Below are 22,200 nucleotides of genomic sequence, written 5' to 3'. Positions count from 1 at the left end.
CCTGGAGCACGCTCCCGGCTTGGCCGTGACGCACCCTTAAGCTATCGTGTCGGGCGGAGGATGCAATGGCTGAAACTCGTAGTGCACTGGTGATCGACGACGAGCGCGATATTCGCGAGCTGTTGGTCATGACTTTGGGCCGCATGGGCCTGCGTTGCGACACCGCCTCCAGCGTTTCGGAGGCGCGCAGCCAGCTGGCCCGCAATCGCTACGATCTTTGCCTGACCGACATGCGCCTGCCCGACGGCTCCGGTCTGGAACTGATCGCCGAGATCAGCCAGAAGCATCCGGACACCCCGGTAGCGATGATCACCGCCTTCGGCAACGTCGAAGCGGCGGTGGAAGCGCTCAAGGCCGGGGCTTTCGACTTCGTCGCCAAGCCGGTCGAACTGACCGTGCTGCGCGATCTGGTCCGGCACGCGCTGGAACTGAACGAGAGCCGCCGCAGCACCGCCGACACCGTCGCCTCGCGCCTATACGGCGAATCGCCGGCCATGGCCAAGCTGCGCCAGACCATCGGCAAGGTCGCGCGCAGCCAGGCTCCGGTCTACATCGCCGGCGAGTCCGGCGTGGGCAAGGAGCTGGTCGCGCGCACCATCCACGCCGAAGGCGGCCGCGCCGGCGGCCCCTTCGTGCCGGTCAACTGCGGCGCGATCCCGGCCGAGCTGATGGAAAGCGAATTCTTCGGCCACAAGAAGGGCAGCTTCACCGGCGCCCACGCCGACAAGCCCGGCCTGTTCCAGGCCGCCGACGGCGGCACCCTGTTCCTCGACGAAGTCGCCGAACTGCCGCTGCCGATGCAGGTCAAGCTGCTGCGCGCGATCCAGGAAAAGTCGATCCGTCCGGTCGGCGCCCAGGCCGAGGTCGTGGTCGACGTGCGCATCCTCTCGGCCACCCACAAGGACCTGGCCGCGCTGGTCGCCGACGGCCGCTTCCGCCAGGACTTGTACTACCGCATCAACGTGATCGAACTGCGCGTGCCGCCGCTGCGCGAACGCCTGGACGATCTGCCCGGCCTGGCCAGCAAGGTGCTCGAACGCCTCGCCAGCGCCCAAGGCCGCCCGATTCCGCGCCTGGGCGACGACGCCCTGGAAGCGCTGCGCGCCTATGCCTTCCCCGGCAACGTGCGCGAACTGGAGAACATCCTCGAGCGCGCCCTGGCCCTGGCCGAAGGCGAGCTGCTCAACGCCGCCGACCTGCGCCTGCCGCGCCTGTCGACCCAGGCCCCGGCGCCCGTGGCGGGCGCTCCCGCGGCAACCTCCGCGCCCGCTCCCGCGGCCGGCGTCGACCCGCGCACGCTGAACCCCCGCGACACCTCGACCAGCGCCCTGCCCTCGTACATCGAGGAAATCGAACGCGCCGCGATCCAGCAGGCGCTGCAGGAAAACCGCTACAACAAGACCCGCACCGCCGCCGCGCTGGGCATCACCTTCCGCGCGCTGCGTTACAAGCTCAAGAAGCTCGGGATCGACTGAGCGCCGCCGCCGCGCATCCGCGCGGCGCGCTCAATCGCTGCGGACGAACAGCGCCTGCAGCTCATGGTGCGGAAACCAATCGCCGATCTTGCGCACGTCGCCGGGGAAGTAGCGCGCGCGCCGCAGGGCGAATCCGCTGTCGGCGACCAGCGCCGGATCGGCCAGCATCGCGCGATCGACGAAGCTGCGATGGGTGTCGTCGATGCGATAGCCGGCGCGCCCCGGCACGATCGCCAGCACGCGCCGCACGCCCAGTTCGCGCGCGGCGACCAGCAGGCGCGAGGCGATCGCTTCGGGCCCGTCGAAATGCTCCAGCACATGGCTGATCACCATCGATTCGAAACGCTGGCCGCGCAAGGGCGTCAGCCTCCAGTCGTCGGCGTAGCCGTCGTACCAATCCACGTCCAGACCGCGCGAACGGCAGTGCGCGACAGTGGCGCGGTTGTACTCCAAGCCCTTGGAACCGGCCGGAAGGCGCTCCAGCAATTCGCCGACGCCGCAGCCGAAATCCAGGGTCGGCCCGCTCAGTTGCGCCGCCGCGCTGCGCAGATAGATGCGCCGGACCACGCGCCGCAGCGCGCTGCGGTCGGTTTGGTAGGCGGTATAGCGCTCATCGAACTCGCCACTCATCATTCGTCGCCGGAAGGCAGCAGCGGGTGCAAGGTGCGCTTGGGCACCGAGGCTATGTCGTAGGCCAGAAAGCCCAGCACCAACTGGATTCCGACGATCACCTGCAAGGCCGCGAGCATGACGCTGCCAGCCGAAGCGGTGACGCCGGTCAGGAACGACTCGAACCAGAATTTCGCGCCCAACGCGGTGCCGACCAGCAGGAATAACACGCCCAGCGCCAGCTCGATCGACGCCAGCGACAGGTCGCGCAGGAAGTAGTTGTAGAACACCCGCTTGCAGGTGTTGCGCACGTGCTTGAACAGGAAGTCGAACAGGATCTTGGAGATGCGCAGATTGCTGGTCTCGGCGCCGTAGCGCGCGTCCATCGGCACGTCCACCACCACCGCGCGGATGATGTTGAGCCGGAACAGCATGTCGGTCTCGAAGAAATAGCGCCGGCTGATCTTCTTCAGCGGCAGCTTGGCCACCACCTTGGCGTGGATCGCGGTGTAGCCGTTGGTCGGGTCGAACACGTCCCAGTAGCCGGACGAAATCTTGGTCATGAACGACAGCATGGCGTTGCCGAAGATGCGCAGCTTGGGCATGCGGCCGATCTGGGCCAGGTCGTAGAAGCGGTTGCCCTTGGTGTAGTCGGCGTCGCCGCGCAGGATCGGCCCAACCAGCTGCGGCAGCGCCGCGCCGGCCATCTGGCCGTCGCCGTCCATCTTGACCACCACATCGGCGCCGTCGGCCACCGCGCTGCGATAGCCGGCCATCACCGCGCCACCCACGCCCAGATTGACCTCGTTGAACAGCACGCGCACGCGCGGATCGCGGCATTCGCTTTCGACGTAGCGGCCGGATTGCTCAGGGCAGGCGTCGTCGACCACATAGATGCGCCACACCGCCGCCGGTACGTCCTCGATCACGCCCAGAATATGCTCGCGCACGCGATGGCAGGGCACGACCACGGCGATACGCGGCGCGTCGGTCGCGGGATCCAGCCCGGTCAAAGCGGCGATCGGTTCGGCGAGCTGACTCATCAGGCGGCGCTTTCGTAGGACAGGCGATAGGCGCGCGCGAGCAGGCGTGCGATCGGTCGCGGCCACAGGGAATCGAACATCATCTGGTCCTCCGCCGCGCGCACCCCATCGCGCACGCCCGCGCTGGTTTCGCTGCCGGGGTGGATGCGATGCAGCATCAATTGCTCGCGAATGTACACGAACGCGCCCGGCTCCCGCGCGCGCCGCACCCAGGCGTCCCAATCCAGATTGACGCGCAGGTCCTCGCGGAAGCGCGGCGGTACCGGCCCGCGCGCCAGGGTCACCGACGGGCACGGGATCGGGCAGCCGAAGCGCAGCGCGCGCAGCTTGGCGCCCGGTCGCGCGATCGCGCCGCGCCCCAGGAACGCCAACTCCAGTAGCAAGCGCTTGACCCGCAGCATCGCGGTGGCGTCGCGCACGGCCTCGCTGTCGCCCAGCAGCTCGGCGTAGCCGCTGAACAGCAGCGCCGCGCCCGGGTGCACCGCGGCCGCGTCCAAGGTGCGGCGGGTGAACTCGGGCAGGTAAAGATCGTCCTGGTGCGCGATCGTGACCCAGGGCGTGTCGGCCTGGGCCAGGGCCTGGTTCCAGTCGCGGCCGATGCCGGCGTTCGGGGCGTGCACCGCGAGCGTGGCGCCGTACTCGCGCGTCAGTTCGGCCAGCCCCTCGTAGGGCGTCGAAGTCGCCACATGCAGACGCGAAGGCAGGCTCTGCGCGCGCAGCGAGTCCAGGCACGCGCGCAGATGCGGCGAGCGCCCATAGGCGGGAACGACGAAGGAATGCAGCGACTCGGACACGCGCGCGACGCTCAGGCGCTCTGCCCCATCGACGACAGCATCAACACGCCGGTCGAGACCAGCACGATGCCGCCCCACTGCACCGGCGTCAGGCGTTCGCCGTACAGCCACCAGCTCACCACCGCCATCAATATGTAAAACGACGCGCCGTTGATCGCGAAGGCCAGGCCCAGCTTGACCTTGCTGACCACGACCACCCAGATCACGAATCCCAGCCCCTGGATCGCGACCGCAGACAGGACGCCGGGCGACAGGCAGGCCGCCATCAACCACTCGAAGCCCTTAAGGTCGGGGCTGCGCACGGCCAACTGCAACAACGAACGCTTGATCAACAACTGACTGCCCAGGGTCGAGCAGGCCACAAACACGATCATCAGGATTTCGCGAATCACTCGGCCCCCAAGGCGTACGGGCATCGATGCGGCGCCTGCGTGTGCGGGATCCGCGTCGTAGCGGTCGCGATGCAGGGGTCGATGCAGCGTACCTAGTATGCAAGCTCGCCCACCGCCTGCGGCGCGGCGACCGCCGAGCTGCGACCGCCGTCACCGCCCGCCTCATGCGCCTGGGCCTGGGCGGTGCGCCGGATTGGGCGCATCCATGCGGTCGGTTATGGATGTGACGCTGAAGGTCACCACAGCCTCGCTGACTGACAAAAAACGGCAGCCCGCCCCGCTCCGGAAGCCATCCTAAATGTGACCGTATTTTCCTTTTAGGTTTTTAAATGTCCTAAACAGGCTGGCACGAGTTATGCGTGATACCCAGGGCACGCAGCGCTGACGCGGGTCGTCGACGGATCGTCGGGTCGGGGCAGTAGGCACGTGAAACACACCACTCCTAGGGAAAAATCATGAAAAACAACCAACAAGGCTTCACCCTGATCGAGCTGATGATCGATCGCTCTGCCGGCGTACCAGGACTACACCATCCGCACCAAGAACACCGAGTGCCTGAACGTCGCCGCCGCCGCCAAGCTGGCCGTGTCCGAGACCGCCCAGGACCGGGGCTCACTGGCCCTCGTCACCGACACTAATACCGGCTACTCGTTCGCCCAGAGCGACTACTGCAAGGAAGTGAAGGTCAACGCCAACGGCGTGATCGGCATGCTCACCCGCAGCACCGGTGCCGCCGCCGACGCCGCGCACACCCTGACCCCGACCATGCCGGCTGGTTCGGGCCGCATCGAGTGGAAGTGCGAGTCCAACGCACCGGACTCGCAGATCCCGGCCGAGTGCCGCTGATCCGCATCTAAAAAACCGATCCATTCGAAGCCCCGGTCCGCCGGGGCTTTTTTTTCGACCTTAAAAAGACAACATCCATAAATGGGCTATTTACTACAAAAAATATAAATCAAATCCTGTGGAGAAAAAATTCTCCAATGTGACTTCTCCGTGCCTGCCGTCGTTCACCGTTTAACTGCGACTGCGCTCTCATTCGACGTACAGGCACCCACAAGGCAGTCTTTTCGAGACTTAAGTTGGCCTTGTTGGCATGGGTTATGCGTAAGCTTTCACCGCACGTGCAGTTACGCACGGCAAGCCGACGGACCGCAAAAGCCGGGCCAGCAGGCACGTGAAGTTCACCACTCCTAGGGGAAACACCAATGAAGAACAACCAGCAAGGCTTCACCCTGATCGAACTATCGCTCTGCCGGCGTACCAGGACTACACCATCCGCACCAAGAACACCGAGTGCCTGAACGTCGCCGCCGCCGCCAAGCTGGCCGTGTCCGAGACCGCTCAGGACCGTGGTTCGCTGGCCCTGGTCACCTCGACCAACACCGGCTACTCGTTCGCTCAGAGCGACTACTGCGCCCGCGTCGAAGTCGGCGCCAACGGCGTGATCGGCATGACCACCCGCTCGACCGGCGCCGCTGCTGACGCCGTGCACACCCTGACCCCGGCCATGCCGGCTGGTTCGGGCCGCATCGAGTGGACCTGCGCCTCGACCGCTCCGGACTCGCAGATTCCGGCCGAGTGCCGCTAAGCCTTACGTAAGCGCTACACACGAAACCCCGGTTCGCCGGGGTTTCGTTTTTGGCGGACCAAGAACCCCGGCTAGCCGGGGTTCTTGCGTTAGGCCAGCCCTCGCGGCCGCGGCGACAGCTCGGCGACCCAAGTCACAATTCGGCGCACTATGAGTGCCTTTGAGCAATGTGAATAGCCAGTATTGGCATACTTTGTGCGTGGTTATTGGGCAGCACGTGCGCCGCACGGCTACCGCCAGGGCGTAAGCCGCCGGCACACGACCACTACAGGGGACTACATCATGAACAAGCAGCAAGGCTTCACYCTGATCGAGCTGATGATCGTCATCGCGATCCTGGGCATCCTGATCGCCATCGCCCTGCCGGCGTATCAGGACTACACCATCCGCACCAAGAACACCGAGTGCCTGAACGTCGCCGCCGCCGCCAAGTTGGCGGTATCCGAGACCGCCCAAGACCGTGGTTCGCTGAGCCTGGTGACCTCCACCAACACCGGCTATTCGTTCGCTCAGAGCGATTACTGCGCCCGTGTCGCCGTCGGTGCCAACGGCGTGATCGGCATGACCACCCGCAGCACCGGCGCCGCCGCCAATGCCGTGCACACCCTGACCCCGGCCATGCCGGCCGGTTCGGGTCGTATCGAGTGGACCTGCACCTCCAACGCTCCGGACTCGCAGATCCCGGCCGAGTGCCGCTAAGCCGCACCGCGTACGCAACGCCCGAAACCCCGGTCCGCCGGGGTTTCGTTTTTTGGGCGCTCCGCCATTGCTAACGGCGGGGCGACGCCGTTAGCCTCAGCAACCCATAGGAAAGGCCGGCCTCGCATGCGCGTTCGATTGTTGTTGCTCGCAGCGATGCTGGTCACCGTCGCGATCTACTGGCCCGGCCTGACCGGCCCGTTCGTACTCGACGACAACGCCACCTTCGGTGCCCTGCACGGTTGGCTGGCCGGCAAGGCGTCCTGGCAGGAAGTGGTGCCTGGCAACGCTTCCTGGCTGTACGCGCGACCGGTCTCGATGCTCAGCTTCATGCTCAGCGGCTGGCTGGGCGGCGATACGCCGTTCGCCTACAAGTTCGGCAACCTCATCGTCCATCTGATCTGCGGCTTGCTCGGCTGGCAGGTCCTGCGCCGCGCGCTCGCCCGCGACGAACGCCTAGCGCCACACGCCGAACTGATCGCCGGCCTGCTGGCCGCCCTGTGGCTGCTGCACCCGCTGCACGCCAGCACCGTGTTGTACGCGGTGCAGCGCATGGCCCAGCTCAGCACCCTGTTCGTGCTGGCTTCGTTATGGACCTACCTGCATGCGCGCCGCCAGCTCGCCGACGGCCGCAGCCGTTCCGCGATTGCACTGTTGTTCCTGCTGTGTCCACTGCTGATGCTGGCCGCTCTGCTGAGCAAACAGAACGGCGCGGTCGCGCCCGCCTTGTGCCTGGTGCTGGAACTGGCCTACTTCGGGCGCCCACGTCCCAAGCCCGCGCTCGCATTCTTCGGCCTGTTCCTGGCCCTGCCCCTGCTCGGCGCCGCCGCTCTGCTGACGCTGGCGCCCGAGCGCCTGCTCGATGGCTACGCCGAATGGGATTTCAGCCTGGTCCAGCGCCTGCTGACTCAGGCCCGCGTCCTGGCCGACTACCTGGGCACCCTGCTGCTGCCGTATGCGCCGCGCATGGGGCTGTACACCGACGACTTCGCAACCTCGACCGGCCTGCTGTCGCCGCCGTCGACGTTGTTGTGCCTGGCACTGTTGGCCGCGATCAGCCTCGCGGCGATCGCGCTGCGCAAGCGCGCACCCAGCCTGTTCGCCGGCTGGTTTTTCTTCCTGGTCGCGCACAGCGTGGAGTCGAGCTTCCTGCCGATCGAAATGTACTACGAGCACCGCAACTACCTGCCCTCGATCGGCATCTTGCTGGCGGTGGCCGGACTGGGTGCGCTGGTGCCGCGCCGCGCCGCGCCGGCGCAGGGTCCGAACCGCCTGGCCCTGGCTGCCGTCGCCGGCCTGGCGGCGGTGCTCGCCTTCGCCACCCTGGGCCGCGCCCTGGTCTGGCGCCACTACGACACCATCGTGATGCAGGCGCTGAAGTTCCACCCGGACTCCATGCGCGCCCACCTGGATCTGTCGACGCTGGCGCTGCTGGGCGGCAACTACGACGAGAGCGAGCGCCTGTTGTCTCATTTGGCGAAAAGCCCGACGCCGCGCAACCGCCTGATGGCCAATCTCAATCTGATCACCACCCAGTGCCTGCGCAACGGTAAGGCCGAGCGAGCCCTGCTGCAGCGCGCGCTAGCCGATGCGCAGCCGCAGCTGACGATCTTCGAGTCGCAAACCTTGATGCAGATGGCGAAGATCGCCGGCAAGGGCTGCGGCGAGGTGAGCCTGCTGGATATGGCGCAGACCACGGAAAAGCTGCTCGATGCGGCGCATGCGCAGCCCGAGCACCTGCGCTCCAAATGGGTGACCCGCGCGATCGCGGCCGAGTTCTACGCGCGCGCGCGGCGCTGGCAGCAGGCCGAAGCGCAGGCCGCACTGGCCTGGCGGCCGGGCGCGGATTTCGCGGTCGGCGAGATGCTGGTGCGCCTGTACGTGCAGAACAACAAGCTGCCCGAAGCCGAGCGCACGTATGCGAGCCTGCAGGCGCAGACCCGGCCTTACGACGGCATCGGGCAGAAGTACCTGCGCGAACTGCGCAAGGCCATCGACGATCGGCGCCGGCGCGGCGCCGCCCCGCGCGCGCCCGAAGCCGCCGCCAATCCGGGGCCGTAGCGCGCCGCGGCCGCTTTCCGTTCGTCCGCGACGAACGGCCGCAGTAAGTTGCCAGGCTGCGTCATATGCCGACGTAGCAGGCGTCGCCTGGCGAGCCGCCATGGCCTGAACGGCGCCACGATCATGACCGCCGTCACATGCCTGGACTTGGCATGCTCCTTGCTCAGGTACTGATTCAGGGGGGATCGTTGCCGTCGCCGGACGCAGTCCGGGTGGCGCCGACCCGAATCGAGCTCACTGGAGAGGGTCCATGAACAAGCGCAACGCCGGGGGTTTCACCCTCATCGAACTCATGATCGTGATCGCCATCCTGGGCATCCTGATCGCCATCGCGCTGCCGGCCTATCAGGATTACTCGATCCGCACCAAGAATACCGAATGCCTGCACATCTCGGCTGGCGCCAAGCTCGCCGTCGCCGAAACCGCGCACTCCGCCGAAGGCCTCAACAACATCACCGCCACCAGCACCGGCTTCTCCTTCACCGGCAGCGACTACTGCGCGACCGTGGAAGTGATGCCCGGCGGCACCGTGCGTTCGGTGACGCGCAGCACCGGCGGTCCCGTCACCACGTTCGAACTCGACCCGGAAAGCACCCAGAACAGCGGCCGCATCGAGTGGACCTGCACCGCCTCCGGTCAGGACAACGATTCGCAGCTGCCGGCCGAGTGCCGCGGCTGATAGCCCGCAACCCGTTCCGCATCGCCCGACGGCCGCGCAATGCGGCCGTCGGCGCGTTTGAGGCTGGCGTTCCGCAATCGTGTCGCCGCGCTGGACAGCGCGAACGGCGATGACGCAGGATCGCCTCGCCGCTACGCAACCCCTTCCCTACCACGCCCACTACGCGCCCTCCGGCGACGGGTCGGCCACTTCGGTGCAGCCGATCATGCGATTCGACGCTTCCGCACAGCCCGCCACCTCCCTCGCTTCGCCGCTCGGCGCCGGTCCTGCGCGCGCGGCCGCGATCGGTCTGGCCCTGCTCGCGCTGACCACTCTGGCGATCTACTGGCGCGGACTCAGCGGCCCCTTCCTGCTCGACGATGGCGTCACCTTTCCGGTCATCGAGCGCTGGCTTGCCGGTCAGGCGACCTTCGCCGAGGCGGTGTTGGGGCGCGGTTCGCCCTGGGCCGGACGGCCGGTAGCGATGGCCAGCTTCGCCTTGAGCGCGACACTGGGCGGCGTCGCACCGTTCTCGTTCAAGCTCGGCAACCTGATCGTCCATCTGCTGTGCGGCCTGCTGGTCTGGCAACTGCTGCGCCGCCTGCTTGCGCTGGATCCGCGCCTGAACGCGCGAGCACCGATGCTGGCGACGATCGCCAGCGCGATCTGGCTGCTGCACCCGATCCAGGTCAGCACCGTGCTGTACTCGGTGCAGCGTATGGCCCAGCTAAGCACGCTGCTGGTACTGGGAGCGGTACTGGCCTATCTGATCGCACGCCAGGAAATCGCCGCCGGCCAGCTCAGGCCGGCGCGATCGAAGCTGTTTCTGACCTTCCCGCTGCTGGTGCTGCTGGGCCTGCTCAGCAAGCAGAACGCGGCGGTGGCGCCGTTGCTCTGCGCGGTCATCGAATGGGCCTGCTTCAAACGCGATGGCGCTGCGGCACGGCCGGTGCGCGCCTTCTTCGGTCTGTTCCTGTTCGCGCCGGCGCTGCTGGTACTGATCTCGCTGCTGGTCGCGCCGCAATGGCTGCTCGGCGGCTATTCGGAATGGGATTTCACTCTGTCTCAGCGTCTGCTCAGCGAACCGCGTGCGCTGATGGCCTACCTGGGCCATATCGCCCTGCCATACGGGCCCGCGCTGGGTGTATACACGGACGACTTCGCGCGCTCGACCGGTTTGCTATCGCCGATCGCCACGCTCAACTCGATCATCGCCCTGACCGCGATCAGCATCGCGGCTTGGGCCTGGCGGGCGTCGGCGCCCAGCGCCTGTCTGGGCTGGTTCTTCTTTCTCGCCGCGCACGCGGTGGAATCCACGTTTCTGCCGGTCGAGCTGTACTACGAGCACCGCAACTATCTGCCCCTAGTAGGCCTGGCACTGGCGGTGGTCGGGCTTACCGCGCTGCTGCCGGAGAGGTTGCGCTCAGGCCCGGCCTATCGCGCGCAGTTGTTGAGCGTGGCGGCCTTGGCGGTGGTCGCGCTCTCCGCGATCACCTACTCGCGCGTGTCGGTCTGGCAGCGCATGGATACCATCGCGGCCGAAGGCCTGCGCGAGCACCCGCATTCGCTGCGCGCGCTCTACGACCAGAGCGGCGTACTGCTGGCACGCGGCGACCTGCGCGGCAACGTCGCGCTGATGGAGTCGCTGGCCGCCAGTCCCGACCCGCGTCGACGCTGGCTGGGCCGCGTCAATCTGATCACCGCGCGCTGCCGCGCGGGTCTGCCTTCCGACCCCGGTGCGCTGGCCGCGATAGCGGCGCAGGCACCGCCCAGCGCCACCGTCTTCGAGATCCAAGCGCTGCGGCTGCTGGGCCGCTTCAACGCGGCGCGTGGCTGCGGTCTGGAGTCGCGCGAGGTAGCCGATACCGTCGTGCGCACCCTGGCGGCCACATCCACGCAACCGGAATCGTCGCGACCGAAGTGGCTCACGCGCCTGCTCGCCGCCGAAATCTACGCCGGCATAGGCGATCTGGGCGCCGCACAAACCCAAGCCGAGATCGCGTGGACCGCCAGCGGCGACCTGCCCACGGGCACGCTGCTGGCCAAGATCCTGGCAGCGCGCGGCGCCCGCGACGACGCCGCCCGACTGCTGGCCGAACTCGATCGACGCATGAAGCCCTACGACAGCCGCGGCCAATCCGAGCTCGCCGCGATTCGCCAGATGTTGGCCGCGCCCGCGCGCTGATGCGCCTGGCGAGTGCAGGCGCGTGCGCCGCGCCACAAATCGCGCGCGCCCGCTACTGGCGACGCGAGGCTATGCGCTACAGTCGCCGCGGGGACTCGACCGGACGCGCCATGACCGCTGCAGCGACCACCGCGACGGTGGCGATTACTCTCGAAACGCACCGCGCCCCGACGGGCGCCTGCCACCTGCACGCACGCTCGGACCTCACATTCCATGTCGCGGCCTAAGGGGCTGAGCACCGACCTGCGCGCGCACTGGGACCTGGCGCGTTGGCTGCTGCTGGGCGCGGCCGTGGCCACCGTGGCGCTGTACTGGAGCGGCTTGAACGGGCCGTTCCTGTTCGACGACGCGGCCAACCTGGCGCCGCTGCGGCCCTGGTACAACGGCCAGCTCGATTGGCGCCAGGTGGTGCTGGGCCAGGACGGACTGATCGATTCGCGGCCGGTGTCCATGCTCAGCTTCCTGCTCACGGCGGGACTCGGCGGTCCCGGCCCGTTGTCGTACAAGCTCGGCAATTTACTGCTCCATCTGCTGTGCGGCCTGCTCGCGTTCCGGCTGCTGCGCCGTGCGCTGAGCGAAGACTCGGCGCTAGCGCCGCAAGCACGCCTGCTCGCGGCCGCCGCGGTCGCGCTATGGCTGCTGCATCCGATTCAGGTCAGCACCGTGCTGTACGCGGTGCAGCGCATGGCCCAGCTCGGCGCGTTGTTCGCGCTGGGCGCGACCCTGGCCTATCTGGCCGCGCGACGACGCTGGACCGGCGGACATACGCGCTCGGCATGGCTATTGCTGTTCCTGGCATTTCCGCTGCTGCTCGCCGCCGGCGTGCTCAGCAAGCAGAATGCGGCGGTCGCGCCCCTGCTGTGCCTGGTGCTGGAACTGGCGTATTTCCGCGGTCCGCGTCCTCCGGCGATCAAGCTGTTCTTCGGCGTGTTCGTAGCGCTGCCGGTCGCGGCCGCGCTAGCGTCGCTGGCGTTCGCGCCGGACTTGCTGCTGGGCGGCTATGCGGAGTGGGATTTCAGCCCGATCCAGCGCCTGCTCACCCAGGCACGCGTGCTGTGCGACTACCTGGGCACCCTGCTCGCGCCGCGCGGCGCGCACATGACCCTGTTCCGCGACGACGTCGCGGTGTCCACCGGCCTGTTCTCGCCCGCGACCACGGCCGCCGCGATCGCGCTGCTGCTGACCATAAGCGCGGCCGCCGTCGCGCTGCGCAAGCGCGCGCCCAGCGTCTTCGCCGGTTGGTTCTTCTTTCTCGCCGCGCACTCGGTCGAGTCGGGGCTGCTGCCGCTGGAGATGTACTACGAACACCGCAACTATCTGCCCTCGATCGGCCTGGCGCTGGCGGCGATGGGCCTGTTCGCGCTGCTGCCGGCACGCGCCATCGAGTCGAAGCGGCGGCCGGTCGCCGTCCTGGCCCTGATCCCGATCTGCGCCCTGCTGGCCTGGTCGGCCCAGGGGCGGGTCGCGACCTGGCACAGCAAGGCCGATATCGTCGCCAACGCCCTGCTCCACCACCCCGATTCGCTGCGCGCGCGCCAGACCCAGGCCTTCATCGACCTGAGCGCGAACCGCTACGAGCAGGCGGTGGCGCAGATGCGCTACCTCAGCCGCAGTCCGCAGCCGCGACGGCGTCTGTTGGCCGGCATCGATCTAGTCTCGATCGCCTGCCTGGGCGGGCGCGATCCGGATCCTGCCGACCTGCGGCGCGCGCTCGTCGATCGCCAGCCGCAGATCACCCTGGATGAAGTCCTGGTCGCCGACCTGCTCGCCCAGGCGTCGGCGCCGGGGCGTTGCCCACGCATCGGCGACGCACAGGCCATCGCCACCGTGGTCGCCCTGCTCGACGCGGCCTCGGCCCAACCCGAGCGGGCGGCCCCCAAACGCCAACTGCGCTTCCTGACGGCCTTGCTCTACGCCCGCGCCGAGCGCTGGCCGCAAGCGCAGGCGCAAGCGCAATTGGCCTGGTCGCCGCAGGCCTCGGCCGACATCGGCGACCTGCTGGTGCAGGCTTGCGCCAAGAACGGTCAAGCCGACTGCGCCCGCCGCGTGTTGGCGCAGCTGGCGCAGCGCACGCGCGCCTATGATCGCGCCGGCCAGGCCCGCCTGGCCCGCTTGCAGACGCTGATCGAGAATCGCTGAACCCCGCGCCTTGGTCGCGGTCTAAAGCCGGTCCGAAGCCTCGAAATAGGGCCTGCGCAGGCTTCCGGCGCGCGAAAAGGCGACCGCTGTCCGCTCGCGCGGCCCACGGATTGGGGTAAAGTCGGCCTGGGGAAAAACCGAGGACTGCGATGTCTAGCGTCGCTACCGCCAACTTGGTGGGGATCACCGGCATTGCCCGGCGTCTGGTGCTGGACGGCGCCCTGGAAGAGACCGCGGCCCGCGAGGCCATGGCCACGGCCAGCAGCGAACGCAAGCCGATCGCGACCTACCTGTCGGAAAAGCGCCTGGTCTCGGCCGGGCAGCTCGCCGCCGCCAACTCGATCGAGTTCGGCGTACCGCTGTTTGACGCCTCCACCCTCGACGCCTCGCAGTCGGCGATCAAGCTGGTCAGCGAGGAACTGGTACGCAAGCACAGCGTGCTGCCGCTGTTCAAACGCGGCAACAAACTGTTCGTGGGTCTGGCCGATCCGACCAACACCCGCGCCCTGGACGAGATCAAGTTCCAGACCAATCTGGTGATCGAAGCCATCCTGGTCGACGAGGACACGATCCGGCGCAGCCTGGATCAGTGGCTGGAATCGGCCGATGCGCTAGGTGACGGCGTCAACGAAGAAGGCCTGGAGACCCTCGACGTCGGCAGCGGCGACGACGATCTGACCGCGGCCGGCGACAGCGGCGTCGACGCCAAGGGCGACGACACCCCGGTGGTGAAGTTCGTCAACAAGGTGCTGGTGGACGCGATCCGCCGCGGCGCCTCGGACATCCACTTCGAGCCCTACGAAACCGAGTATCGGGTGCGCCTGCGCATCGACGGCATCCTCAAGCAGGTCGCCAAGGTGCCGGTCAAGCTCAGCCCGCGCATCGCCGCGCGCCTGAAGGTCATGGCGCAGTTGGACATCGCCGAGAAGCGCGTGCCGCAGGACGGCCGCATCAAGCTGAACCTGTCCAAGACCAAGCAGATCGACTTCCGCGTCAGCACCCTGCCGACCCTGTTCGGCGAGAAGATCGTGCTGCGTATCCTCGACGGCAGCGCCGCGCGCCTGGGCGTGGACAAGCTCGGCTACGAGGAAGACCAGAAGGAGCTGTTCGTCGGCGCCGTGGTCAAGCCCTACGGCATGGTCCTGGTCACCGGCCCGACCGGCTCGGGCAAGACGGTGTCGCTGTACACCGCGCTGAATATCCTCAACGACGACATGCGCAACATCTCCACGGTCGAGGACCCGGTCGAAATCCGCGTGCCGGGCATCAACCAGGTGCAGATGAACGTGAAGCGCGGCATGACCTTCGCCGCCGCGCTGCGCAGCTTCCTGCGCCAGGATCCTGACGTGATCATGGTCGGCGAAATCCGCGACCTCGAGACCGCCGAAATCGCGATCAAGGCCGCCCAGACCGGCCACATGGTGCTGTCCACCCTGCACACCAACGACGCGCCGCAGACCATCGCGCGTCTGATGAACATGGGCGTGGCGCCGTACAACATCACTTCCTCGGTGACCCTGGTCATCGCCCAGCGTCTGGCCCGGCGCCTGCACGACTGCAAGCGCGAGGTTCACCTGCCCGAACATGCGCTGCTGGCCGAAGGCTTCACCCACGACGAGATCGTCGGCGGTTTGAAGATCTTCGAGCCCGCCGGCTGCCCGGATTGCACCGAGGGGTACAAGGGACGTACCGGCATCTACCAGGTCATGCCCATGACCGAACAGATCCAGGCCATCGTGCTGGAAGGCGGCAACGCGATGCAGATCGCCGCCGCCGCTCTGAAGTCCGGCGTCCGCGACCTGCGCCAATCGGCGTTAATGAAGGTCAGGAACGGCGTCACCAGCCTCTCCGAAATCAACCGCGTTACCAAGGACTAAACCATGTCCGCGACCCGCACCGCGACCAAGCAGCAGACCCCCGTCCGCCGCCCCAATCCGCTCGAGATCTTTGTCTGGGAAGGCAAGGACAAGCGCGGCGTCGTCATGAAGGGCGAGCAGTCGGCGAAGAACGCCAACATGCTGCGCGCCGAGCTGCGCCGCCAGGGCATCACGCCCGGCACGGTCAAGCCCAAGGGCAAGCCGCTGCTGGGCGGCGCCGGCAAGCGCATCACGCCGCGCGACATCGCCATCTTCAGCCGCCAGATCGCGACCATGATGAAGTCGGGCGTGCCGATCGTGACTTCGCTGGAGATCATGGCCGGCGGCCAGAAGAACCCGAAGATGAAGACGCTGATCAACACGATCCGCGCCGACCTCGAAGGCGGCTCCTCGATGCACGAGGCGCTGAGCAAGCATCCGGTCCAGTTCGACGAGCTCTACCGCAACCTGGTCAAGGCCGGCGAATCGGCGGGTGTGCTGGAAACGGTGCTCGACACCGTCGCCAGCTACAAGGAGAACATCGAAAGCCTGAAGGGCAAGATCAAGAAGGCGCTGTTCTACCCCGCCACGGTGGTCGCGGTGGCGATCCTGGTCAGCGCGATCCTGCTGATCTTCGTGGTCCCGCAGTTCCAGAAGACCTTCGAGAGCTTCGGCGCCGAACTGCCGGCGTTCACCCTGATGATCATCGGCGCCAGCGACTTCATGATCGCGTACTGGTGGGCGGTGCTGTTCGTCGTGATCGGCATCGGCGTGGGCTTCATCATGGCCAAGAACCGATCCCCGGCGTTCGCCCACTTCCTCGATCGGATGATGCTGAAGATCCCGGTGGTCGGACAGATCCTGCACAACTCGGCGATCGCGCGTTTCGCACGCACCCTGGCGGTGACCTTCAAGGCCGGCGTACCGCTGGTGGAGGCCCTGGACACCGTCGCCGGCGCCACCGGCAATGTGGTCTACGAATCGGCCGTGCGCCGCATCCGCGACGACGTCTCGGTGGGCTACCAGCTCAACATGTCGATGAAGCAGGTCAACCTGTTTCCGCACATGGTGATACAGATGACCGCGATCGGCGAAGAGGCCGGTGCGCTCGACACCATGCTGTTCAAGGTCGCGGAGTTCTACGAGGAAGAGGTCAACAACGCGGTCGACGCGCTGTCCAGCCTGCTCGAGCCGCTGATCATGATGGTGCTGGGCGTGATCGTGGGCAGCATGGTCATCGGCATGTACCTGCCGATCTTCAAGCTCGCCGCGACGATCTGATCGCTACGTGCCGATGACCATCTAAGGTTATTCTTCACGCATGGCATTCCTGGATCAGAACCCCGGCCTCGGGTTTCCGCTCGCGGCCGGTTTCGGGCTGTTGGTCGGCAGTTTTCTCAACGTGGTCATCCTGCGCCTGCCCAAGCGGCTGGAATGGGAGTGGAAGCGCGACGCCCGCGAGATCCTCGAGCTGCCGGAGATCTACGACCCGCCGCCGCCCGGCATCGTGGTCGAGCGCTCGCATTGCCCGCACTGCAAGCATCAGCTGAGCTGGTACGAGAACATCCCGGTCTTCAGCTACCTGTTCCTGCGCGGACGCTGCCGCAGCTGCAAGACCCCGATCTCGCCGCAGTACCCGCTCGTCGAACTGGTGACCATGCTGGCCGTGCTGGCCTGCGTGTGGCGCTTCGGCTTCGGCTGGCAGGGCTTCGGCGCGATCGTGTTCAGCACCTACCTGATCGCCCTGTCCGGCATCGACTTCCGCACCAAGTTGCTGCCCGATCAGCTCACCCTGCCGCTGATGTGGCTGGGCTTGATCGCCAGTTCCGACAATCTGTACTTCACCACCAAGCCGGCCCTGCTCGGCGCGATCGCCGGTTATCTGAGCCTGTGGTCGGTGTGGTGGGTGTTCAAACAGCTGACCGGCAAGGAAGGCATGGGCCACGGCGACTTCAAGCTGCTGGCCGCGATCGGCGCCTGGGTCGGGCTCAAGGGCATCCTGCCGACCATCCTGCTGTCCTCGCTGGTCGGCGCCATCATCGGCTCGATCTGGCTGACCGCGCGCGGGCGCGACAAGGCCACCCCGATTCCGTTCGGGCCCTACCTCGCGATCGCCGGCTGGATCGTGTTCTTCTGGGGCGAGCAACTGGTCGGCGCGTACATGCGCTACGCCGGGCTGCGCTGACCGCCATGGCCGCGTTCTGCGTCGGCGTGACCGGCGGCGTGGCTTCGGGCAAGAGTGAAGTGACGCGGCGTTTCGAAGCGCTGGGCGTGACCGTGGCCGACGCCGATCTGGCCGCGCGCGCGGCGGTCGAGGCCGGCTCCGCGGGGCTGGCCGAGGTCGTGGCCGCGTTCGGTGCGGAGGTGTTGGACGCGCAGGGCGGCCTGGATCGCGCGGCGATGCGCCGACGCGTGTTCGCCGATCCCGACGCGCGCCGACGCCTGGAAGGCATCGTCCATCCACGCGTGCGCGCCCTGCTGCGCGCGCAATGCGAGCAGGCACCCGGCGCCTATGCGATCGCCGCTATTCCGCTGCTCACCGAAGGCGGCGGCCGCGAAGCCTACCCCTGGCTGCAACGCATCCTGCTGGTCGACGTGCCGGTCGCGGTCCAGCGCGCGCGCGTGATGGCGCGCGACCGGGTCGAGGCCGAACTGGCCGAACGCATGATTGCGGCCCAGGCCACGCGCGCGGCGCGACTGGCGATCGCCGACGACGTGATCGTCAACGACGGACCGCTGGAGGCGCTGGACCGTCAGGTCGCGGCCTTGGATCGGCGCTACCGGGCCCTTGCGGCCGGCTGAGCCGACCGCTGTCGACACTCTTCTGGTCCACGTGCTGCTTGGGCCGGAGCCGCTCTTAAGCCGCCGCCTCGGCGATCGCATCGGGCCATAGGCCGCGGATCGCGGCCACGCCCTGGGCGCCGTGCGCGCGTGCGGTGGCGATGTCGTCCGGCGCCAGCCCGCCGATCGCATAGATCGGCAGGGACACCGCCTCGCGCAGAGCCGCGAAACCGTCCCAGCCGATTCCGGCCGCGCCGGGATGGGTGGGCGTGGCGCGGATCGCGCCGACCACGGCGAAATCGCAGCCTAGCGCCTGGGCGCGGCGCAGCTCCTCGGCATCGTGGCAGGACGCGGCCAGCGGCAGCTCCGCCGGTAGCGGGCGCCGTGCGTACTCGCGCAGTTGCGCGGCGCGCAGGTGCAGGCCCGCCGACAAGGCCAGGGCCAGCTCGGCATCGCCGTTGATCAGGACCTCGGCGCCCGCCGTACGGCAGCGCGTCACCGCGGCCGCGGCCAGCGCGCGCCAGCGCGCGGGTGCGGTGCCGGGCGCGCGCAGTTGCACTCGGGTCGCGCCGGCCGCGAGCGCGCGCTCCAGCGCCGCCAGCCAACGCGCATCGTCGTCGGCGCCGGGCGCGGGCGTAACCAGATAGCGATCGGGTTGCAGCAGGGCCGCGACCACCGGACGGTCGGCCGGCGGCATCTCGTAGCGGGCCAGCTTGGCCGGCGGCACCCAGACCAGGGCCTGGCCCTCGCGACCGCGCACGCTGCCGCGCCAGTGCTTGAGCTCGCGCACGTCCAGGCGCAGGCGCTTGTCGGGATAGGCCTGCGGCACGTCGATCAAGGCCGCGCCGACCTCGCAGTCGATGCCCAGTTCTTCGTGCAGTTCGCGCTGCAGCGCGGCCTCGGGCGATTCGCCAGGCTCGCGCTTGCCGCCCGGGAATTCCCATAGGCCTGCCAGGTCGCGGCCTTCGGTGCGGCGGGTGAGCAGGATGCGGCCGCGCGCGTCGCGGATAACGCCGGCCACTACTTCCACGACCCGAGATTCGGGATTTGGGATTGGGGATTCGGCAGGCCCGCCTTCTACGCCGCATGCAGCGGCTGGACCTGGGGACGGATCGGCCTTGGCCTTTCCAATCCCGACTGCCGAATCCCTAATCCCGGCCTTGTTAGGCCAACTGCCCATGGCAGTGCTTGTACTTCTTGCCGCTGCCGCAGGGGCAGGGATCGTTGCGGCCGACATTGGCGAACGCCTCCTCGGACACTTCCGCGGCCTCCTCGTCGGCGCCGAAACCGCCGGCGCTGGCATGCTGGAACTGCATCTGCCGGGCCTGGGCCTCGGCCTGCGCGCGTTCCTGCGCTTCCATCGCCGCGATCTCTTCCTCGTTGCGGATGCGCACGCGCGACAGCAGCGTGACCACCTCGCGCTTGACCTTTTCCAGCATGTCCGAGAACAGCTCGAAGGCTTCCTTCTTGTACTCCTGCTTCGGCTGCTTCTGAGCGTAACCGCGCAGATGGATGCCCTGGCGCAGGTAGTCCATGCGCGCCAGATGCTCCTTCCAGTTCTGATCGAGCACGTTGAGCATGATGTGCTTCTCCAGCATGCGCATGGTCTCGGCGCCGAGCTGGATTTCGCGATCGACGAAGTGCTGGTTGACCGCCTCGACCACGCGCGCGGCGACGCCGTCGGCGTCGAGCTCGTCGTGGCCGCGGGCGAAATCGACCATGTCCACCTGCACGCCGAACTCCTCGGCGATGCCGGCTTCCAGGCCCGGCAGGTCCCACTGCTCGTCGACCGAATTCGGCGGCACGTAGCGCGCGACCAGGTCGGCGACCACATCCTCGCGGATGCCGTCGACGTTGTCCTGCACGCTCTCGGCTTCCAGCAGTTCGTCGCGCTGGCCGTAGATCACCTTGCGCTGATCGTTGTTGACGTCGTCGAAGTCGAGCAGGTTCTTGCGGATGTCGAAGTTGTGGGCCTCGACCTTGCGCTGCGCGTTGGCGATCTGCTTGGTCACCAGCGGGCTTTCGATGATGTCGTCTTCCTTCAGGCCCATGCGCGCCATCACGCGCTGCACCCAGTCGGCGGCGAAGATCCGCATCAGGTTGTCTTCGAGCGACAGGTAGAAGCGCGAGGAGCCCGGATCGCCCTGACGACCGGCGCGGCCGCGCAGCTGGTTGTCGATACGACGCGACTCGTGGCGTTCGGTGCCGACGATGTGCAGGCCGCCGGACGCCTTGACCGCGTCGTGACGACGCTGCCACTCGCCCTTCAGGCGCGCGTGGGTGACTTCGTCGACCGCCTGGCCTTCGTTCTGCGCCGCCAGTTCCGCCAGTTCGCTCTCCAGCGAACCGCCGAGCACGATGTCGGTACCGCGGCCGGCCATGTTGGTGGCGATGGTGATCGCGCCGGGGCGGCCGGCCTGGGCGACGATGTTGGCTTCGCGCTCGTGCTGCTTGGCGTTGAGCACTTCGTGCGGCACGCCGGCTTCGCGCAGCTGCTGGCTGAGCATTTCCGAGACTTCGATCGAGGTCGTACCGACCAGGACCGGCTGGCCGCGGCCGTGCGCATCCTTGATCTCGTTGAGCACCGCGCGGTATTTGCCGGCGCGATTGAGGAACACCTGATCGGGATGGTCCTTGCGCACCATCGTCCGATGGGTCGGAATCACGATCACTTCCAGGCCGTAGATGCTCTGGAACTCGTAGGCCTCGGTGTCCGCCGTACCGGTCATGCCGGCCAGCTTCTTGTACATGCGGAACAGGTTCTGGAAGGTGATCGACGCCAGCGTCTGGTTCTCGCGCTGGACCGGCACGCCCTCCTTCGCCTCGACCGCCTGGTGCAGGCCGTCCGACCAGCGACGGCCGGCCAGGGTGCGGCCGGTGAATTCGTCGACGATCACCACTTCGCCATCGCGCACGATGTAATCGACGTCGCGCTGGTAGATCGCATGCGCGCGCAGCGCCGCGTTGAGATGGTGCACGACGCTGAGGTTGTTGGCGCCGTACAGGCTGTCTTCGTCGCCCTGCAGGATGCCGGCGCGGCGCAGCAGGTCCTCGGCGTGTTCCTGGCCGGACTCGGACAGATGCACCTGCTTGCCCTTCTCGTCGACCCAGTAATCGCCCTCGCCGTCTTCCTTCTCCTGGCGGATCAGCGACGGCACGATGCGGTTGACCTTGATGTACAGCTCCGGCGACTCGTCGGCCGGACCGGAGATGATCAGCGGCGTGCGCGCCTCGTCGATCAGGATCGAGTCGACCTCGTCGACGATCGCGTAGTGCAGGCCGCGCTGGAAGCGGTCTTCCTTCGACAGCGCCATGTTGTCGCGCAGGTAGTCGAAGCCGAATTCGTTGTTGGTGCCGTAGGTGATGTCGGCGGCGTAGGCGGCGTGCTTGTCGCCGTGCGCCATGCCCGGGTAGACCACGTCGACGCTCAGGCCCAGCCAGTTGTACAGACGGCCCATCCAGGCCGAGTCGCGGCGCGCCAGGTAGTCGTTGACGGTGACCACATGCACGCCCTTGCCCTCGAGCGCGTTGAGGTAGACCGGCAGCGTGCCGACCAGGGTCTTGCCCTCGCCGGTGCGCATCTCGGCGATCTTGCCCAGGTGCAGGACCATGCCGCCGATCAGCTGCACGTCGTAATGACGCATGCCGAGCACACGCCTGGACGCCTCGCGGCAGACCGCGAACGCCTCCGGCAGCAGCTTGTCCAGGGTCTCGCCGGCGGCGATGCGCTGCTGGAATTCGGGAGTCTTGGCCTGCAGCTCGCTGTCGGAGAGCTTTTCCATCTCCGGTTCGAGCGCGTTGATCTTGACGACGGAGCGTTGCAGTTGGCGCAGCAGGCGATCGTTGCGGCTGCCGAAAACGCGGGTAAGCAGGCTGTTGAGCATGAACGGGTCCGTGAAGCGGAACAGGAATCCGGG

At 67.5% G+C, this 22,200-nt stretch carries 19 protein-coding genes; 13 read left to right on the top strand and 6 right to left on the bottom strand.

Features of this window, described 5'->3' with window-relative positions:
* Nucleotides 1-65: 65 nt before the first annotated feature.
* Nucleotides 66-1,475 (top strand): sigma-54 dependent transcriptional regulator, encoded by a 1,410-nt coding sequence (locus tag ASE43_RS11380; protein ID WP_056179236.1) that lies wholly within the window; start codon nucleotides 66-68, stop codon nucleotides 1,473-1,475.
* A gap of 30 nt (nucleotides 1,476-1,505) precedes the next feature.
* On the opposite strand, the gene ASE43_RS11375 is transcribed toward ASE43_RS11380, so the two are convergent.
* The 4 genes from ASE43_RS11375 to ASE43_RS22160 are packed head-to-tail and all read right to left on the bottom strand — an operon-like array spanning nucleotide 1,506 to nucleotide 4,295.
* The gene (locus ASE43_RS11375) at nucleotides 1,506-2,105 is read right to left on the bottom strand and encodes a class I SAM-dependent methyltransferase (RefSeq protein WP_057160530.1); all 600 of its coding nucleotides are present in this window, start codon (nucleotides 2,103-2,105) and stop codon (nucleotides 1,506-1,508) included.
* Nucleotides 2,105-3,127, bottom strand: a complete 1,023-nt coding sequence (locus tag ASE43_RS11370; RefSeq protein ID WP_082607232.1) for a glycosyltransferase — start codon at nucleotides 3,125-3,127, stop codon at nucleotides 2,105-2,107. The genes ASE43_RS11375 and ASE43_RS11370 overlap by 1 nt, the downstream gene beginning before the upstream one ends.
* On the bottom strand, nucleotides 3,127-3,921 hold the full coding sequence (locus ASE43_RS11365; protein WP_057160528.1) for a glycosyltransferase family A protein: 795 nt from the start codon (nucleotides 3,919-3,921) through the stop codon (nucleotides 3,127-3,129). Before ASE43_RS11365 ends, ASE43_RS11370 begins: the two co-directional genes overlap by 1 nt.
* A gap of 11 nt (nucleotides 3,922-3,932) precedes the next feature.
* Nucleotides 3,933-4,295 (bottom strand): EamA family transporter, encoded by a 363-nt coding sequence (locus ASE43_RS22160; RefSeq protein ID WP_162258784.1) that lies wholly within the window; start codon nucleotides 4,293-4,295, stop codon nucleotides 3,933-3,935.
* Between the two features lie 473 nt (nucleotides 4,296-4,768).
* Between ASE43_RS22160 and ASE43_RS22595 the strand changes: the two genes are divergently transcribed.
* The 12 genes from ASE43_RS22595 (at nucleotide 4,769) to coaE (ending at nucleotide 18,304) form a co-directional block, all read left to right on the top strand.
* Complete coding sequence (locus ASE43_RS22595) at nucleotides 4,769-4,951, top strand: prepilin-type N-terminal cleavage/methylation domain-containing protein (RefSeq protein ID WP_235568703.1); 183 nt, start codon at nucleotides 4,769-4,771, stop codon at nucleotides 4,949-4,951.
* Nucleotides 4,899-5,159: a pilin gene (locus ASE43_RS11355; protein WP_235568701.1), complete on the top strand. Its 261-nt coding sequence runs from the start codon at nucleotides 4,899-4,901 to the stop codon at nucleotides 5,157-5,159. Before ASE43_RS22595 ends, ASE43_RS11355 begins: the two co-directional genes overlap by 53 nt.
* 331 nt (nucleotides 5,160-5,490) lie before the next feature.
* On the top strand, nucleotides 5,491-5,904 hold the full coding sequence (locus ASE43_RS11350) for a pilin (protein ID WP_157499866.1): 414 nt from the start codon (nucleotides 5,491-5,493) through the stop codon (nucleotides 5,902-5,904).
* A gap of 282 nt (nucleotides 5,905-6,186) precedes the next feature.
* Complete coding sequence (locus ASE43_RS22585) at nucleotides 6,187-6,603, top strand: pilin (RefSeq protein WP_057160524.1); 417 nt, start codon at nucleotides 6,187-6,189, stop codon at nucleotides 6,601-6,603.
* Nucleotides 6,604-6,729: 126 nt separating this feature from the next.
* Nucleotides 6,730-8,664: a hypothetical protein gene (locus ASE43_RS11340; RefSeq protein WP_157499864.1), complete on the top strand. Its 1,935-nt coding sequence runs from the start codon at nucleotides 6,730-6,732 to the stop codon at nucleotides 8,662-8,664.
* Between the two features lie 250 nt (nucleotides 8,665-8,914).
* On the top strand, nucleotides 8,915-9,343 hold the full coding sequence (locus ASE43_RS11335) for a prepilin-type N-terminal cleavage/methylation domain-containing protein (RefSeq protein ID WP_057160521.1): 429 nt from the start codon (nucleotides 8,915-8,917) through the stop codon (nucleotides 9,341-9,343).
* Between the two features lie 205 nt (nucleotides 9,344-9,548).
* Nucleotides 9,549-11,507 carry a hypothetical protein gene (locus ASE43_RS11330; RefSeq protein WP_157499862.1) on the top strand — a complete coding sequence of 653 codons (1,959 nt, stop codon included), beginning with the start codon at nucleotides 9,549-9,551 and terminating at the stop codon, nucleotides 11,505-11,507.
* 213 nt (nucleotides 11,508-11,720) lie between these two features.
* Nucleotides 11,721-13,646, top strand: coding sequence for a hypothetical protein (locus ASE43_RS11320; protein ID WP_057160517.1), 1,926 nt, complete (start codon nucleotides 11,721-11,723; stop codon nucleotides 13,644-13,646).
* Between the two features lie 149 nt (nucleotides 13,647-13,795).
* Nucleotides 13,796-15,523, top strand: coding sequence for a type IV-A pilus assembly ATPase PilB (gene pilB / locus ASE43_RS11315; protein ID WP_057160515.1), 1,728 nt, complete (start codon nucleotides 13,796-13,798; stop codon nucleotides 15,521-15,523).
* A gap of 3 nt (nucleotides 15,524-15,526) precedes the next feature.
* A complete protein-coding gene (locus ASE43_RS11310; protein WP_057160513.1) occupies nucleotides 15,527-16,783 on the top strand; it encodes a type II secretion system F family protein in 1,257 nt (418 codons plus the stop codon).
* 40 nt (nucleotides 16,784-16,823) lie between these two features.
* On the top strand, nucleotides 16,824-17,687 hold the full coding sequence (locus ASE43_RS11305; protein WP_056179202.1) for an A24 family peptidase: 864 nt from the start codon (nucleotides 16,824-16,826) through the stop codon (nucleotides 17,685-17,687).
* Between the two features lie 5 nt (nucleotides 17,688-17,692).
* Nucleotides 17,693-18,304, top strand: a complete 612-nt coding sequence (gene coaE / locus ASE43_RS11300; RefSeq protein ID WP_057160511.1) for a dephospho-CoA kinase — start codon at nucleotides 17,693-17,695, stop codon at nucleotides 18,302-18,304.
* 55 nt (nucleotides 18,305-18,359) lie between these two features.
* Here the strand turns inward: coaE and ASE43_RS11295 are convergent, their stop codons facing one another.
* The gene (locus ASE43_RS11295; RefSeq protein ID WP_057160665.1) at nucleotides 18,360-19,337 is read right to left on the bottom strand and encodes a Nudix family hydrolase; all 978 of its coding nucleotides are present in this window, start codon (nucleotides 19,335-19,337) and stop codon (nucleotides 18,360-18,362) included.
* 109 nt (nucleotides 19,338-19,446) lie between these two features.
* Nucleotides 19,447-22,167 (bottom strand): preprotein translocase subunit SecA, encoded by a 2,721-nt coding sequence (gene secA, locus ASE43_RS11290; protein WP_057160509.1) that lies wholly within the window; start codon nucleotides 22,165-22,167, stop codon nucleotides 19,447-19,449.
* Nucleotides 22,168-22,200 lie beyond the last annotated feature (33 nt).

The organism is Lysobacter sp. Root983 (genome assembly GCF_001429345.1).
Classification (GTDB): domain Bacteria; phylum Pseudomonadota; class Gammaproteobacteria; order Xanthomonadales; family Xanthomonadaceae; genus Lysobacter.
This window is presented reverse-complemented; position numbering and strand designations above follow the sequence as displayed.